Here is a 15,981-nt window from a genome sequence, read left to right on the forward strand (position 1 = left end):
CCGGGCCGGCCCGCGCCCTGCCGGCCTATCCGGCGGAATCCCATGTTCGATGCGCTGTTCTTCGATCTTGACGGCACCCTGATCGACACCGAAAGCATCGCGCTTTCGACCGGCATCGCCGCTTTTGCGGCCGCCGGGGTGACGGTCGATGCCGATTTCATGCACGGGCTGATCGGCCTTGATCAGGCCAGCGTGGCGCAGATCATCCGCAGCCGGTTTCCGCAGGCCGATCTTGACGCCATCCGCCGCGACTGGGGCGCCGGGTTTGATGCCGGTGTCAACGCCGGCCTGCCGCTGAAACCCGGCGTGATGCCGCTTCTGCAGGCAACCGAGGGCCGCCGCCGCGCCCTTGTCACCTCAACCGCGCGGGCGGGCGCGCATCACAAGCTGGCGGTGGCGGGGCTGGCCGGGTTCTTCGACCATGTGGTGACGTTCGATGATGTCACCGAACCCAAGCCCGCCCCTGCCCCCTATCTGCTGGCCGCCAACCTGTTCGGCTGCGATCCGGCCCGTTGTCTGGTGTTCGAAGACAGCGAGATCGGGGCCGAAGCCGCCTGGCGGGCCGGCTGCACCGTGGTGCAGGTGCCCGACATCCTGCCATCCCAGGGCCGCTGGGCGCATCACCTTGCCCCCGACCTGCTGACCGGCGCCCGCAGCGCCGGGCTGATCGGCCCTGCCTAGCCGCGCAGTTCAGGCGTCAGCCGCACCGGCCCGGCCTTGCCCTTCAGCTTGGCGCGATAGATCACCACGCCTTCCACCACCCGCATCACATAGGTGCGGGTTTCGGCAAAGGGGATGGTCTCGACCCAGTCGACCACATCCACCGATTTCTGCCGCGGATCGCCCAGATCATCGACCCAGCGGCGGGGCCGCCCCGGCCCGGCGTTGTAGCCGCTGGCGACCAGCGCGATCGAGGGGCCGAACTCCTCGATCAGATGCGCCAGATAGGCCGAACCCAGCGTCACGTTATAGGCCGGGTCCGTCAGCAGCTTGCCCGGCGTGAACTCGACCCCCAGTTCCTTGGCCATCAGCTTGGCCGTGCCTGGCAGGATCTGCATCAGCCCGCGCGCATCGGCATGGGATCGCGCCGCCGGATCGAATTCGCTTTCGCGCCGCGAAATCGCCAGCGCCAGCGCACGCGAGACCTTCAGCCCGTCCTGCACGAAATCCGGCACGGGGAAATAGGCGCGCGGCAGGATCACCCCGCGTTCGGCCGCCGCCTTGGCGATCACCACCGCGACATGCGGTTCGTTCATCTCAAGCGCCATGTCGGCCAGTTGCGCCAGTTCGGCATCGTCCAGGCTTTCGCCCAGATGCAGCAGGAACCGCTTGCCCAGCGTGCGGTCGCCCGCGGCCAGCAGCAGGCGCCCCGCCGCCAGCACCGAAGATCCGGCAAAGGCGGATTGCCGCCAGCTTCCGGGGGGGCCGGGTGCATCTTCGATCAGCCGCTTGTCCAGCGGCAGGCCCAGCTTTTCGGATGCCAGAAGGCCGTAATAGGCCGTCTGGTGCCGCGCCGCCGCCTGCATCGCGGTTTCGGCGTCTTCATCCCTGCCCAGCGCCTCCAGCGCGCGGCCCTGCCAATAGGCGGCGCGGGCCAGACTGATGGGCGTGGTGACTTCGGCCCCGAGATGGCCAAAGTGGCGCAACGCGGTTTCGCCGTCGCCCAGCCGCCGCAGGGCGACAAACCCGGCAAGGAACTCCAGGTCGGCATAGGCCGCGCCTCCGGCCAGCCCGTGCTGCGCCGCCACCTTGTAGGCCTCGGCCGGGCGGCCCTGCCGCAACAGCCAGCGCGCCAGCAGCGCCCGGCGTTCGGCCCACATGGCAGGCCGGCCCAGGGCCTCGGGCGGGGTGGCGATGATCAGCGCCGCCGCATCGTCATACTGGTCGCGCCGCATCCGCCACAGGAACCGCTCATAGGTCAGGCCGGGGTTCTGCTTCAGATCCTCGGGCACGGCGGCAACCAGCGCATCCACCCCCGGCTTGCCGGCCCGCAGCGCCAGCCGGGCGCGGGCCAGCTTCTGCCAGCCTTCGGATACCAGCGGCAGCATCCGTTCGGCCTGCGGGCCCTTGCCGGACCAGAGCAGGTTGTCCAGCCGCGCCTGATGCAGCCGCGCCAGGGCGTCGGGCGCCAGACCCAGCAGCATCTGTTCCTGTTCCGGCGTCAGGTCCAGTTCAGCCCAGGCGCGCATCGCCTCGGTCTCGGCGCGGGCAAGGTCACCCGTCGCCCACAGTGCCCCCACCAGCGCCACCGCGCCTTCGCCGGTGACAGGGCTGTCCGCCCCGAAATAGGCCACCACACGCGCCGGCGTTTCGGATGCCAGCGCCTGTTCGCCCTTTTCCTTCAAGAGCGGCAGCCCCGGCCAGTCAGGCCTGCGTTCCAGGAACGACTCATAATCGCCCAGCCGTCCCTTGCCCGCGCGCAGCCATTGCCAGACCACCACATCCCGCCCCACCCCCTGCGGGGCAACGGCCAGCGCGCCGTCCCAGTCTCCGGTGGCGGCGACCGATAGCGCGGTCTTCATCGCCTGCACCTCATCGGCACGGGCGGGCGGGGCGATCAGCAGGACCGCAAGCAGCACAAGGCGAAGGAATGTCGTCATGGCCGGAAATTGCCTTAGCGCGCCGCGCGCCACAACCCACGAACCCGTCATCTGCGGTGCTTGGCAAGCCTTTCGTCCGGCGATAAGGAGGGCCGATTGCAACCGCGGCCAGCGACGGACCGCTTTCAGGAGATGCGCGATGCGCCACGACAGGTTGAGCGGGTCGATCCCGGCCCTGGTGACGCCCTTCAAGGGCGGCGAAGTGGACATGGACACCCTGAAAAAACTGGTCGACTGGCAGATCGAGCAGGGCTCGACCGGCCTTGTCCCGGTGGGCACCACCGGCGAAAGCCCGACCCTGACGCATGAAGAACATGAAGCCGTGGTCGAGGCCGTGGTGAAGTTCGCCGCCGGCCGGGTGCCGGTGATCGCGGGCGCCGGGTCGAACAACACGGTGGAAGGCATCCGCCTGATCCGCCATGCCGAAAAGGTGGGGGCCGACGCGGCGCTGGTGGTGACGCCCTATTACAACAAGCCCACCCAGGCGGGGCTAATCGCGCATTTCACCGCGCTGCATGACTGCTGCACCCTGCCGATCGTGATCTACAACATTCCCGGCCGGTCGGTCGTGGACATGACGCCCGAAACCATGGGCAAGCTGGCCGCCCTGCCGCGGATCGTGGGCGTCAAGGACGCCACCGGCAAGATCGAGCGGGTCAGCCAGCAGCGCGCCGCCTGTGGGGCCGATTTCGTGCAGCTTTCGGGCGAAGATGCCACGGCGCTTGGCTTCAACGCCCATGGCGGCGTGGGCTGCATCAGCGTGACCGCGAATGTCGCGCCCAGGCTCTGCGCCGAATTCCAGGCCGCCACCCTGCGCGGCGACTATGCCACCGCGCTGAAGTATCAGGATCTGCTGATGCCGCTGCATGAGGCGATCTTCCTGGAACCGGGGCTTGCCGGCGCGAAATACGGCCTGTCGCTGCTGGGGCGCTGCACCGAAGACGTGCGCCTGCCGCTGGTGGGCCTGACCGATGGCACCAAGGCGCGCATCCGTGCCGCCATGGTCCACGCCGGGGTTCTGTGATCCGCCCATGACCCGCGCCGACAACCTTCGCGGCGCGATGCTGATGACGCTTTCGATGGCGGGTTTCGCCGTCGAGGACATGTTCATCAAGGCCGCCGCCCACAGCCTGCCGGTGGGGCAGGTGATGGTGGTCATGGGCATCGCCGGCATCCTGACCTTTGGCCTGATGGCCCGCCGCATGGGCGAACCCGCCTTTCCGAGCGGCTTTCTGGCCCCACCGCTGCTGATCCGTTCGGGGTTCGAAATCGGCGGGCGGCTGTTCTATGCGCTGGCCATCGCGCTGACGCCGCTGTCAACCACCTCGGCCATCCTGCAGGCGACGCCGCTGGTGGTGATCGCGGGCGCCGCGATCCTGTTTAACGAACGGGTCGGCTGGCTGCGCTGGCTGGCGGTTCTGGTGGGGCTGATCGGGGTGCTTGTCATCCTGCGGCCGGGCGTGGCGGGGTTCTCGGCGCTGTCGCTGCTGGCCGTGGCCGGGATGCTGGGCTTTGCCGGCCGCGATCTGGCGACCCGCGCCGCGCCGATGCGGCTGTCGAACCGGCAGCTTGGGGTGATCGGCTTTGCCATGCTGGGCATCGCCGGGCTTGTCATTCTGGGCTGGACCGGCGGCGCCCGCCTGCCCGACGGGCGCGAAGCCGCGCTGATGCTGGGCGCCTGCACCTTCGGCATCGTCGGTTATCACGCGCTGACCGCCGCCATGCGCACGGGCGAAGTCGCGGCCGTCACCCCGTTCCGCTATACCCGGCTGGTCTTCGCGCTGATCCTGGCGGTGCTGCTGTTCGGGGAACGTCCCGATGCGCAAACCCTGATCGGGGCGGCGCTGGTGGTGGGCGCGGGCCTGATCGGGCTGACCATCCGCCGCTGACCGCCGGGACTCACCGGCGCCGTGCCCTGACAATACTTTGAATTTTATGGGCTTCATGCCTAACAGCCGGTAACCGGCAGCGGCCTTTCAGGACGATGCGGCCATTCGCAGACCGGCGTTTCCCCAAGCCAAACAATGTCGGGAAAGTGCCCAGATTGTGGCGCAAAAATGGCGCGATCCAAGCGCGATTTGGGCAGATGGCCACCCTGGCCGCCCAAACCCTTAACACCGGCCTCACGGCCGGGTCAGCCTGAAGGAGACCGCCCATGTTCATGCAGGATGTCACCCGCTTTGCCGCCACCCCGGTCACGGCAGCCGCCACGCTTGGCCAGGGCCTGATCGACGGAACGCTGATCGAAACCGCCGCCGGCTGGCGGCCTGTGCAATCGCTGCGGGTCGGCGACAGCCTTCAGACGCTGGACGGCGGCCTGCGCCGCGTCGTTGCCCTGAACCGGCGCGAGGTGCTGCCCGGCGAGCCGGTGGTGCACCTGTCCGGCGGCCATTTCGACGCCTGTTCCGATGTCATGCTGATGCCCGGCCAATCCGTTCTGCTGGATACGGTCGGTCTGATGGCCGCGCCCTATGCCCGCATTGCCGCCGCCGCGCTGACCGGCTGCATCGGCGCCCGCACCGCCAGCGCGCCGCGCCGGGTTGAGGTCGTCACCCCGATCTTCGCCGAGGAAGAGGTGGTCTGGGCGCAGTCCGGCCTGCTGCTGCTGTGCCCCGGCCTGCGCGGCGGCGACACGGCCTTTCCCGAACTGCACGCCCGCGCTGCGGCGCTGTTCCTGGCCGAACGCAGCCGCCGCTTCGCCTGACCGGCCCGCCAGGGCACCTTCCGGCACCTTGCCTTCTGGACTCCGCGGCCCGCCGCCCCTATCTGGAACGGACCATGGCCGAGAAATCAGACCCCAATTCCAAGCTGATCGCCGAAAACCGGCGCGCCCGTTTCGATTATCATATCGAGTCGGACCTTGAGGCTGGCATCATCCTGCAAGGGTCCGAAGTGAAAAGCCTGCGTCAGGGCGGCGCCAACATCGGCGAAAGCTATGCCTCGGTCGAAGGCGGCGAGCTGTGGCTGATCAACGGCTACATCGCCCCCTACCTGCAGGCCAAGACCTGGGGCCACGAAGAACGCCGCCGCCGCAAACTTCTGGTGTCCCGCAAGGAACTGTCGCGGCTGTGGAACGCGACGGCCCGCGAAGGCATGACCATCGTTCCGCTGAAAATGTATTTCAACGAACGCGGCATGGTGAAGCTGAAACTGGGCATCGCCAAGGGCAAGAAGCTGGCCGACAAGCGCGAAACCAGCGCCAAGCGTGACTGGGACCGGCAGAAGGCCCGCCTTCTCAAGCAGGGCGGCTAAGCCACAGCTTCGCTAATTCTTGCACTTTTCACACATGTTTATTGCCGTCCGGGGAACGATAGGGCAGGATTCCCCCTGCCCGGACCTGGCGCCTTGCGCTTGAGTACCGGGCGGAACCTGCCGAAGAACCGGCGGGACAGGGAAAGGTTGCGCAGTATGGAAATCATCATTCAACTCATCGCGGGTGCACTTGGCGGCAACGCCGCTGGTGCGCTGCTCAAGAACCTCAGCCTCGGCACGCTGGGCAACTCGCTCGCCGGCATCCTGGGCGGTGGCATCGGTGGCTACCTGCTGCAGATGCTGGGTGCGGGTGGTCTTGGTGGCGCGACGGCCGATATGGCGAACCTTGATATCGGCGCCATTGTCCAAAGCGTGGCCGGCGGCGGTGTGGGCGGCGGCGTGCTGATGGCGATCATCGGCTTTGTCCGCAAGGCGATGGCCAAGGGCTGATCGCGCCGCGCGCTTGACGGCGCCCGAAAGATACAGGCCCCGCGGTTCCGCCGCGGGGCCTTTTGCTGGCGCCGCACTGCCGCACCCCGCGGCGAAGGCTTGCACCCGGCGGTGCTGCGGCTATAGGTCAGCAGACCCCTTTCCCGCGCAAGGCCGCCCCATGCCGCTGATCCCCGCCCCGATGGACGATCCCCGCACGCTTGTCTCGACCGACTGGCTGGCGCAACATCTGAACGACCCGGACCTGCGCATCCTGGATGCAAGCTGGTACATGCCCGACGCGGGCCGCGACCCAAAAGCGGAATATGACGCGGGCCATATTCCAGGCGCGCGCTTCTTCGACATCGACGAAATCACCGACCAGCGGTCCAGCCTGCCCCATATGGCGCCGCCTTCGGAAAAGTTCATCAGCCGGATGCGCGCCATGGGTGTGGGCGATGGCCATCAGGTCGTGGTCTATGACGGGGCCGGCCTGTTCAGCGCCGCCCGCGTCTGGTGGACCTTCCGCCTGATGGGCAAGACCGACATCGCCGTTCTGGACGGCGGCCTGCCGAAATGGCGGGCCGAGGGGCGCGAGATCGAGGACATGCCCCCCGTTGTGCGCGACCGGCACATCACCGTGGCCCGCCAGAACCATCTGGTGAAGGACGTGACCCAGGTCGCCCATGCCGCCAAGCTGGGCCTGGCCGAGGTGATCGACGCCCGGGGCGCCCCCCGGTTTGAAGGCAGCGTTCCCGAACCCCGGCCGGGCCTGCGTTCGGGCCATATTCCGGGCGCCAGGAACGTGCCCTTCGGCGAAGTTCTCAACCCCGATGGCACCATGAAACAGGGCGCCGCGCTGAAGGCCGTGTTCGAAGCCGCCGGCGTTGACCTGAGCCGGCCTGCCATCACCACCTGCGGCTCGGGCGTCACCGCCTCGGTTCTGGCGCTGGCGCTGGAACGGCTGGGCCACCGCGACTGGGCGGTCTATGACGGCTCTTGGTCGGAATGGGGCATGTATGACGATCTGCCGGTCGAAACCGGGCCGGCCCGGAAAGGATGAAAGATGCTTGAAGCCCTGAATCCCCAGCCGCAGGACAAGATCCTGCAACTGATCGCGATGTTCCGCGAAGACCCGCGCGACACCAAGATCGACCTTGGCGTCGGCGTCTACAAAGACCCCACCGGCCTGACCCCGGTGATGCGCGCCGTCAAGGCTGCCGAGAAAAAGCTGTGGGACAGCGAAAAGACCAAGACCTATACCGCGCTGGCGGGTGAACCGGCCTATAACGCGGCCATGGTCGGGCTGATCCTCGGCGACGGCTATGCCGACCGCGCCGCCTCGGTCGCCACGCCCGGCGGCACCGGCGCCATCCGGCAGGCGCTGGAACTGATCCGCATGGCGAACCCCAAGGCCAAGGTGTGGATGTCCAACCCGACCTGGCCGAACCATCCGTCCATCGTGAAATACCTGGGTATGCCGTCTGGCGAATACCGCTATTTCGACGCCGCCACCGGCGGGGTCGATTTCGCCGGTCTTTTGGCCGATCTGGGCACCGTTGCTGCTGGCGATGCGGTGCTGCTGCACGGCTGCTGCCACAACCCGACCGGCGCGAACCTGGATGCCGCGCAATGGGATCAGGTGATCGCGGTGCTGCAGGCGCGCGGCGCGATTCCCTTTGTCGACCTGGCCTATCAGGGCTTTGGCGACGGGCTGGATGCCGATGCCGAGGCGACGCGCAAGGTGGCGGCCGCCTTCCCCGAAGTGCTGATCGCCGCCTCCTGCTCCAAGAACTTTGGCGTCTATCGCGAACGGACCGGCATCCTGATCGCGTTGACCAGCCCCGACCGCAAGGCCGTGGTGCAGGGCAACCTGAACTACCTGAACCGGCAGAACTACAGCTTCCCGCCCGATCACGGCGCCCGTCTGGTGACGATGATCCTGGAAGATGCCGCGCTGACGGCCGAATGGAAATCGGAACTGGAAGATGTGCGCCAGAACATGCTGGGCCTGCGCCAGCAACTGGCCGACGAGCTGCGCCGCGCCACCAACAGCGACCGCTTCGATTTCGTCGCACGGCATCGCGGCATGTTCAGCAGGCTGGGCCTGACCGAAGCGCAGGTCACCACGCTGCGCGAACAGCACGGCATCTACATGGTCGGCGACAGCCGCATCAACATTGCCGGGCTGAACGCGAAAACCGTGCCGGTTCTGGCCGCCGCCATCGCGCAGGTTCTGTAACCCCCCTTCCTGGCGTGCCTCGTGGCAGGCCGGGGCCTCCGGCGGGGGTATTTGGGCCAAGAGGAAGCACATGCTTCTTCATCTTGGCCCAAACACCCCGGGGGGGCCGAGCGTCAGCGAGGTGGGGGCAGAGCCCTCCCCTGCGCCGGCAGACAAAACTGAAAAGGCCCGCGGGGGGAGGAACCCGCGGGCCTTTCCATTTCGGGCGGCAGGAGGGGCCAGCCGCCCGGGTCATCCTCAGTAGTTGTAGGCGCTTTCGCCGTGCGAGGTCTGGTCAAGACCCTGACGCTCGTCATCGGCGCTCGGACGAAGACCGAACACGGCCTTGATCACCAGGAACAGGACCAGAGAGACACCGCCCGACCAGACCAGCGTCACCCCGACGGCCTTCATCTGGGTGATCACCTGGGCGCCCATGTCATAGGCCCCGGCCACGGCCGGGAAGACGGTGTAATCGTACCAGCCCTGACCGCCCAGCGACGGGTCGGCCACGATGCCGGTGCCGATGGCGCCGACAATGCCGCCGATGCAGTGAACACCAAAGACATCCAGGCTGTCGTCATAGCCGAAGGCCTTCTTCACCTTGCTGACGAAGATGTAGCAGATCGGCGATACGATCAGACCCAGCAGCATTGCGCCCATTGGCGAGGCGAAGCCTGCCGCCGGGGTGATCGCGACCAGACCCGCCACCGCACCGGTGACCGCGCCCAGCAGCGAAGGGCGGCCGTGCGCTGCCTGTTCGACAAAGCACCACGCCAGCGTTGCTGCAGCGGTGGCCACAAAGGTATTGAGGAAAGCCAGTGCCGCCAGACCGTTCGATTCCAGGTTGGAACCGGCATTGAAGCCGAACCAGCCAACCCACAGCAGCGAGGCGCCGATCATGGTCATGGTCAGGCTGTGCGGCGGCATGGCTTCCTTGTTGAAGCCCAACCGCTTGCCGATAACGATGCAGCCGACAAGGCCCGCGATCCCGGCATTGATGTGCACCACGGTCCCGCCTGCAAAGTCCAGCGCGCCCCAGCCCCACAGCAGGCCGTGATCGCCCGGCAGATCGGCAAGGAAGTCCGGGCCTGCCCAGTACCAGACCATGTGCGCCATCGGGAAATAGACCACGGTCAGCCAGACCACCACGAACAGCATCAGCGGCCAGAATTTGATCCGCTCTGCGAAGGCCCCAACGATGAGGGCCGGGGTGATGCAGGCGAAGGTCATCTGGAAGACGACAAACGCATATTCCGGGATGTAGACGTTGTTCGAGAAGGTCGCGGCGAAGGTGCCGGTGCCGACATTCGCGAGGAACGCCTTCGACAGGCCCCCGATGAACGGCCCGCCGCTGGTGAAGGCCAGCGAATAGCCGTAAGCGACCCAGAGCAGCGCCGCCAGCGATACGATCATGAAGACCTGCATCAGCAGCGAAAGCATGTTCTTCGTGCGCACCAGACCGCCGTAGAACAGCGCCAGCGCCGGGATCGACATCAGCAGAACCAGCGCCGAGGAGATCAGCATCCAGGCCGTGTCGCCCTTGTCCACCATTCCGGCCATGGCGGCCGCGTCGGGGTTCTTGATCGGACCGTCCTGCGCCAGTGCGGGCAACGCGGCCAGCGCCGCGAAGGCTGCTCCCGTTCCCAAGATTTTCGTCAATGGTTTCATCGCGTTCATCCTCTTCCCCGCACGCTTACAGCGCGTCATCATCGGTTTCGCCGGTGCGCACGCGCACGGCCTTTTCCACGTCGATCACGAAGATCTTGCCGTCACCGATCTTGCCGGTGCGCGCGGTCTTGCTGATCGTCTCGACAACCTGGTCGGCCAGCGCGTCGGCGACGACGATCTCAAGTCGCAGCTTCGGCACGAAGTTCACGGCGTATTCCGCGCCGCGGTAAATTTCCGTGTGGCCCGACTGAGAGCCGAACCCCTTGATCTCGGACACCATCATTCCGCGCACGCCGATCGCGGTCAGCGCCTCGCGCACCTCGTCCAGCTTGAACGGCTTCACTGCAGCCATGATGAGTTTCACGGTCTTCCCCTTTCCTGCGTCGGGCCCGGGGCAATGGGCCCCCTGCGCAAGGAGGCGGGTTTTCGCCGGGCCGGAACAGAGAAAGGCCGGCCTCAGGGGGGCGTTTCCGGGGTGAATGCCCAAATTGAAGACTGGAAAACAGGCTTATGCCTGTAAATTAATCATACAAGCGACGCGAATCGCGACGCCGATCTCTTCGCATCGCGGCAAAAGGCGGCTATCTTCGCCCCCCAAGAATGAACACGCGATCAAGGCGGGCAGTTTTACGATGGCAGCGGGTGGCAGGGGCAAAGACCCCCTTGTGGCGGACAGACGATATTCCTCGCGCACGACAGCGCCCGCGAAGAAAACCGCGGCGCCCAAGCGCACGCCGCGCACGCCCGGCCCGCGCCGCCGGCATGGCCTGATCGTGGGGTTCGTGCTGTTCCTGTGGCGGATGATCTGGGCCGTGCTGTGGCGGGTGACCGCCGTCGCCCTGCTGGTCTATGCCGGCATCGTTTTCTACTTCTATTCGCAACTGCCCGACCTGAACGCCCTGCTTGACGGCCGTGCCCGCGGCTCGGTCACGCTGCTTGACCGCAACAACAAGGTCTTTGCCTGGCGCGGCGAAACCTTCGGCGGCCAGGTCACCGCCGGCACCGTCTCGCCTTATCTGCACAACGCGGTGATCGCGACCGAGGACAAGCGGTTCTACTGGCACTTCGGCGTGTCGCCGCGCGGCATCGCCAGCGCCGTGCGCATCAACCTGTCGGAAGGCCGCGGCCCGTTCGAAGGCAACGGCGGTTCGACCATCACCCAGCAGGTGGCGAAACTGCTTTGCCTTGGCGTTACCTATGACCCGGCGCATTGGAAGACCGAAGCCGAATACGAAAAGGACTGCCGGTCGGGTGGCATGTGGCGCAAGATCAAGGAACTGCCGTTCTCCATGGCGATGGAGGCGAAGTATTCCAAGGAAGACATCCTGACGATCTACTTCAACCGCGCCTATCTGGGCGCCGGCGCCCGCGGGTTTGAAGCCGCCGCCCAACGCTATTTCGGCAAATCCGCCGCCGATGTCAGCGCCGCCGAAGCGGCCATGCTGGCGGGGCTGCTCAAGGCGCCCTCGACTTATGCGCCCACCGGCAACATGCAGCGCGCGCGCGACCGGGCCGCCGTGGTGATCGGCCTGATGCAGGAACAGGGCTACCTGACCAAGGCCGAGGCCGCCGAGGCGCTGGCCCATCCGGCCCAGTTGTCCAAGGCCGCGGCACAGAAGAACGGCGGCTTCTTTGCCGACTGGGTGATGGAGACGACCCCCGACTATCTGGCCCGCACCACCACCGAAGACGTGATCATGGAGACCACGCTCGACCAGAAGATGCAGTCTCAGGCCGAAGAGGCGCTGAAATGGGTCTTCGAGAACAAGGTCAAGGCGGGGTCGAAGGCGCAGGCCGCGATCGTGGTGATGAGCGCGGATGGCGCCGTGCGCGCCATGGTGGGCGGGCGCGACCTGCCGCAGGCAGGTGATTTCAACCGGGCCACCCAGGCCCTGCGGCAGACCGGATCGGCCTTCAAGCCCTTCATCTATGCCGTGGCCATGGATCTGGGCTACAGCCCGCTGGATTATGTCGATGACAGCCCGTGGTCGATCAACGTGCCGGGCTCGGGCGTCTATTCCCCCAAGAACTATGACGGCAAGTTCAAGGGCATGATCACGCTGACCCAGGCCCTGGCCGAAAGCCGCAACATTCCCGCCGTCAAGATTCAGGAACTGGTCGGGCGCGATCTGGTGAAGAAGGTCGCCACCGATTTCGGCGTGGCGCAGAATCTGGCCGATGGCCCGGCGCTGGCCCTTGGCGCCAGCGAATCCACCCTGATCGAGATGACCGGCGCCTATGCCGGCATCCTGAACGGCGGATCGTCCGTCACGCCCTACGGGCTGCGCGCGCTGAAACTTCAGGGCGAGGAGGAGCCGCTGTTCGGGCAGGGCGGCGGCATCGGGGAACGGGTGATCTCGGAAACCGCGGCCCATGCGCTGATCTACATGATGACGCAGGTGATCGAGAAGGGCACCGGCACCCGCGCCCGGCTGAACGGGTATGAGGCCGCCGGCAAAACCGGCACCACCAACTCGGCCCGCGATGCCTGGTTCGTGGGCTTCACGGCCGATTATGTGGTGGGTGTCTGGCTGGGGTATGACGACAACACCCCGCTGAACGGTGTCACCGGCGGCGGGCTGCCGGCGGAAATCTGGCATGAGGTGATGACCCGCATCAGCGAAGGGTCAGAGCCGAAGCCGCTGCCGAAGGAAATTCCCGGCAACACGGTCACGGGCGTTCCGGGGGCAATGCCGGGTGAGCCGGTTCCCTATGACCCCAATGATTTCGTCCAGCCCGAGGACGTGCCCTATTTCGACGGCTCGAACCCCAACAAGCCGGGCATGACCGAAGACGATCTGGCCGACCAGATCCTGAACGACGTGCAAAGGAACGGCGCCGGCAACTGACCGGCGCCAGCGCCACCGTCACAGGCTGCCGAACCGCCCGGCAATCGCCGCGGCATGGGCGGCAAGGTCGGGCGTCCGCGCCCATTGCTTCAGCAGGTCTGACCAGCGAAGCGCAACAAAGGTGACGGCATCCCCTTTCACCGCGCGGGCAAAATCGGCGATCTCGGCCTCGTGCCGGGCAATGGCGGCAGGGTCCACCGGCTTGCCGCTGGCCCAGGTGGCCGGCGCGGCATGCAGATAGACCATCACCGCCCCGCGCGCCCGTTTGGTGCCCTGCGTGCGCAGGCCATAGGCGTTCTTCACCAGTTCGACGGCATCCAGGCAACGATAGACCTGCCGCCCTTCGGTCAGCGCGTGGCGCAGGGCGGTGAAGCGGGCCATACCATCGCCCCAGTCGCGGGTCTCGAACGCCTCGGAAAAGGCCGATGCCTTGCGCGGGCGGAACGGCTCATAACGCTTGGCCTCGACACCAACCAGCGTCGTGGGGGTGACAAGCACCGCATCCAGCCAGGGATGCCTGCCGCCCCGCCAGGGGAACGGCATCTCGGCCTCGACCTCGACCGTTTCCACCCGGCCCATCGGCACGCCGGGCAGCGGTGGCAGGGCGGCAGGCCGATCCAGGAACCAGCCGAAGGCATTGGCGGCCAGCGCGGCCGAAGACTCGGGGCTGTCGAACTTGCCAGACGCCAGTTCACCCCCCGGCGCGCGGCCAAGGGCGGCAAGAACGGCCTCGGCCGGAACGCCGGGCAGGAAGGGGAAAGATGCGGGCATGAACGGCCTTTCCGGGCAAGCGCGCCCGCCCGGAACCGGACGCCTGCGCGATGGCCCCCAGATGAAGCTGCCGCGCGGGCAGGTCAATCCCCGGCAGGCGGGGGCAGATCAGGCGCCCTTCATCTCTTGCAGGGTATTGCCGCCATCAACCACCAGCGTGGTGCCGGTGACATAGGACGCCTCTTCGCTGGCCAGGAACAGCGCGCAGGCGGCCACTTCGGCAGGGGTGCCGGGGCGGCCGGCCGGGGTGCGCTGCCCGGCCCTGATTTCCTTGGGGCTGGAGCTGTCGGTGGCGATCCAGCCGGGCAGCACCGCGTTGCAGGTGATGCCCTGCCGGCCATATTCCAGCGCGATCGAACGGGTCATGCCGGTGATCGCGGCCTTGGCGGTGGCATAGGCGGAACTGCCGTCTATGGCGACGACAGGCCCGGTCACGCTGCTGATGTTGACGATGCGGCCATAGCCTTGCGCCGCCATGCCCGGCAGGGCCGCGCGGCAGCAATGGAAGGTGGTGTTGATGTTCAGCGCCATGTGATGCGCCCAGTCGGCATCAGACCAGCCGGCCAGCGCCTGCCGCTTCACCCGCCTGCCCGATTGCACCATGCCGGCATTGTTCACCAGCACCTCGACAGGGCCAAGCCCGGCCTCGACGGCGGCGAACAGCGCGGCCACCTGGGCCGGATCGGTCAGGTCCGCGATATGCGACATCGCGCCGATTTCGGCGGCCCTGTCATGGATGCGCGGCGTGGTTGCGGTCAGGCAGACACGCGCCCCGGCTGCGGCCAGCGCCCGCCCGATGGCAAAGCCGATTCCCCCCGGCGCCCCTGCGCCCGTGACCAAAGCCACCCGTCCCGCAACGCCCGCCATGCTGCCCCCTGCCCTGCATCCTGCCGGGCCAGAATGGCAAGATGTCGCGGAAGGTCAATTCCGGGCAAGAATGTGAGGCGCCAACCCCCATTCAACATGCGATTCCTGCACCTACGCGAAAGTGTGCGGCCTGCCGCCGTGCCCGTGCTACAAGGCCTTTCGTTCATCGGCGCAGGTCCTTATATGAAGGCGCCCGCCTCGGACCCTGAGTCGCCGGGACAATTCTGCTTGCTCGTGGGGACACCCGAATGTCGCTTCTTCCCGGCCTATTCTCGTCAGATATGGCGATCGACCTCGGGACCGCAAATACGCTGGTCTACATCCGCGGCAAGGGGATCGTGCTGAACGAACCTTCGGTCGTGGCCTATCACGTCAAGGACGGCAAGAAGCAGGTTCTGGCGGTGGGCGAGGATGCCAAGCTGATGCTGGGCCGCACCCCCGGCACCATCGAGGCGATCCGCCCGATGCGTGACGGCGTGATCGCCGACTTCGAGGCGGCGGAAGAAATGATCAAGCATTTCATCCGCAAGGTTCACAAGCGATCCACCTTCAGCAAACCCAAGATCATTGTCTGCGTGCCGCATGGCGCGACGCCGGTGGAAAAGCGCGCGATCCGGCAGTCGGTCCTGTCGGCCGGGGCGAAACGCGCCGGTCTCATTGCCGAACCGATTGCCGCGGCAATCGGGGCGGGGATGCCGATCACCGAACCCACCGGCAACATGGTGGTGGATATCGGCGGCGGCACGACCGAAGTGGCGGTTCTGTCGCTGGGCGACATCGTCTATGCCCGGTCCGTCCGCGTGGGCGGCGACCGCATGGATGAGGCGATCGTCAGCTACCTGCGCCGTCACCAGAACCTGCTGATCGGGGAATCGACCGCCGAACGCATCAAGACCAGCATCGGCACGGCCCGGATGCCCGATGACGGGCGGGGCGCCAGCATGACGATCCGTGGCCGCGACCTGCTGAACGGCGTGCCGAAGGAAACCGAGATCAATCAGGCCCAGGTGGCCGAGGCGCTGGCCGAACCCGTGCAGCAGATCTGCGATGCGGTGATGCAGGCGCTGGAAGCCACCCCGCCCGACCTGGCGGCCGACATCGTGGACCGCGGCGTGATGCTGACCGGCGGCGGGGCGCTTCTGGGCGATCTGGACCTGTCCTTGCGCGAACAGACCGGCCTTTCGATCAGCGTGGCGAACGAGTCACTGAATTGTGTTGCCCTCGGCACCGGCAAGGCGCTGGAATATGAGAAGCAGCTTCGGCATGTGATCGACTACGACACCTGATCGCAACCGGGCGACAGGTCAGCAAGGCGAGGCGC

At 66.9% G+C, this 15,981-nt stretch carries 15 protein-coding genes; 10 read left to right on the forward strand and 5 right to left on the reverse strand.

From position 1 onward, the window contains the following. The first annotated feature begins 42 nt into the window (after nucleotides 1–42). The gene (locus C5F44_RS12880; RefSeq protein ID WP_107673946.1) at nucleotides 43–681 is read left to right on the forward strand and encodes an HAD family hydrolase; all 639 of its coding nucleotides are present in this window, start codon (nucleotides 43–45) and stop codon (nucleotides 679–681) included. Here the strand turns inward: C5F44_RS12880 and C5F44_RS12885 are convergent. Next, on the reverse strand, nucleotides 678–2,600 hold the full coding sequence (locus C5F44_RS12885) for a lytic transglycosylase domain-containing protein (RefSeq protein ID WP_107673947.1): 1,923 nt from the start codon (nucleotides 2,598–2,600) through the stop codon (nucleotides 678–680). The two genes, C5F44_RS12880 and C5F44_RS12885, sit on opposite strands and share 4 nt — an antisense overlap. Nucleotides 2,601–2,739: 139 nt before the next feature. On the opposite strand from C5F44_RS12885, the gene dapA reads away from it, so the two are divergent. From dapA to C5F44_RS12920, 7 genes are all read left to right on the forward strand, one after another. Next, complete coding sequence (dapA, locus tag C5F44_RS12890; protein WP_107673948.1) at nucleotides 2,740–3,624, forward strand: 4-hydroxy-tetrahydrodipicolinate synthase; 885 nt, start codon at nucleotides 2,740–2,742, stop codon at nucleotides 3,622–3,624. Between the two features lie 7 nt (nucleotides 3,625–3,631). After that, nucleotides 3,632–4,489: a DMT family transporter gene (locus C5F44_RS12895; protein ID WP_107673949.1), complete on the forward strand. Its 858-nt coding sequence runs from the start codon at nucleotides 3,632–3,634 to the stop codon at nucleotides 4,487–4,489. 266 nt (nucleotides 4,490–4,755) lie between these two features. Further along, entirely contained in the window at nucleotides 4,756–5,304 is a 549-nt protein-coding gene (locus C5F44_RS12900; protein WP_107673950.1) for a Hint domain-containing protein, read from the forward strand. A 74-nt stretch (nucleotides 5,305–5,378) separates the two neighbouring features. Further along, on the forward strand, nucleotides 5,379–5,852 hold the full coding sequence (smpB, locus tag C5F44_RS12905) for an SsrA-binding protein SmpB (RefSeq protein WP_107673951.1): 474 nt from the start codon (nucleotides 5,379–5,381) through the stop codon (nucleotides 5,850–5,852). Between the two features lie 156 nt (nucleotides 5,853–6,008). Then, nucleotides 6,009–6,302, forward strand: a complete 294-nt coding sequence (locus C5F44_RS12910) for a hypothetical protein (protein WP_107673952.1) — start codon at nucleotides 6,009–6,011, stop codon at nucleotides 6,300–6,302. Between the two features lie 181 nt (nucleotides 6,303–6,483). Beyond that, nucleotides 6,484–7,344, forward strand: coding sequence for a 3-mercaptopyruvate sulfurtransferase (gene sseA, locus C5F44_RS12915; RefSeq protein ID WP_107673990.1), 861 nt, complete (start codon nucleotides 6,484–6,486; stop codon nucleotides 7,342–7,344). 3 nt (nucleotides 7,345–7,347) lie between these two features. Continuing rightward, the gene (locus C5F44_RS12920; RefSeq protein ID WP_107673953.1) at nucleotides 7,348–8,523 is read left to right on the forward strand and encodes an amino acid aminotransferase; all 1,176 of its coding nucleotides are present in this window, start codon (nucleotides 7,348–7,350) and stop codon (nucleotides 8,521–8,523) included. A 237-nt stretch (nucleotides 8,524–8,760) separates the two neighbouring features. Here C5F44_RS12920 and C5F44_RS12925 read toward each other — a convergent pair whose 3' ends face one another. Both C5F44_RS12925 and C5F44_RS12930 read right to left on the reverse strand, forming a co-directional pair. Further along, nucleotides 8,761–10,173: an ammonium transporter gene (locus C5F44_RS12925; RefSeq protein ID WP_219908685.1), complete on the reverse strand. Its 1,413-nt coding sequence runs from the start codon at nucleotides 10,171–10,173 to the stop codon at nucleotides 8,761–8,763. Nucleotides 10,174–10,198: 25 nt separating this feature from the next. Further along, nucleotides 10,199–10,537, reverse strand: coding sequence for a P-II family nitrogen regulator (locus C5F44_RS12930; protein WP_107673955.1), 339 nt, complete (start codon nucleotides 10,535–10,537; stop codon nucleotides 10,199–10,201). Nucleotides 10,538–10,805: 268 nt separating this feature from the next. Between C5F44_RS12930 and C5F44_RS12935 the strand changes: the two genes are divergently transcribed. Then, entirely contained in the window at nucleotides 10,806–13,022 is a 2,217-nt protein-coding gene (locus C5F44_RS12935; protein ID WP_107673956.1) for a transglycosylase domain-containing protein, read from the forward strand. A gap of 18 nt (nucleotides 13,023–13,040) precedes the next feature. On the opposite strand, the gene C5F44_RS12940 is transcribed toward C5F44_RS12935, so the two are convergent. Then, a complete protein-coding gene (locus C5F44_RS12940) occupies nucleotides 13,041–13,793 on the reverse strand; it encodes a PGN_0703 family putative restriction endonuclease (RefSeq protein WP_107673957.1) in 753 nt (250 codons plus the stop codon). A 108-nt stretch (nucleotides 13,794–13,901) separates the two neighbouring features. Beyond that, nucleotides 13,902–14,660, reverse strand: a complete 759-nt coding sequence (locus tag C5F44_RS12945) for an SDR family NAD(P)-dependent oxidoreductase (protein WP_219908686.1) — start codon at nucleotides 14,658–14,660, stop codon at nucleotides 13,902–13,904. 248 nt (nucleotides 14,661–14,908) lie between these two features. On the opposite strand from C5F44_RS12945, the gene C5F44_RS12950 reads away from it, so the two are divergent. Beyond that, complete coding sequence (locus C5F44_RS12950; RefSeq protein WP_107673958.1) at nucleotides 14,909–15,946, forward strand: rod shape-determining protein; 1,038 nt, start codon at nucleotides 14,909–14,911, stop codon at nucleotides 15,944–15,946. Nucleotides 15,947–15,981: the final 35 nt, after the last annotated feature.

The organism is Fuscovulum blasticum DSM 2131 (genome assembly GCF_003034965.1).
Taxonomy (GTDB): domain Bacteria; phylum Pseudomonadota; class Alphaproteobacteria; order Rhodobacterales; family Rhodobacteraceae; genus Pseudogemmobacter; species Pseudogemmobacter blasticus.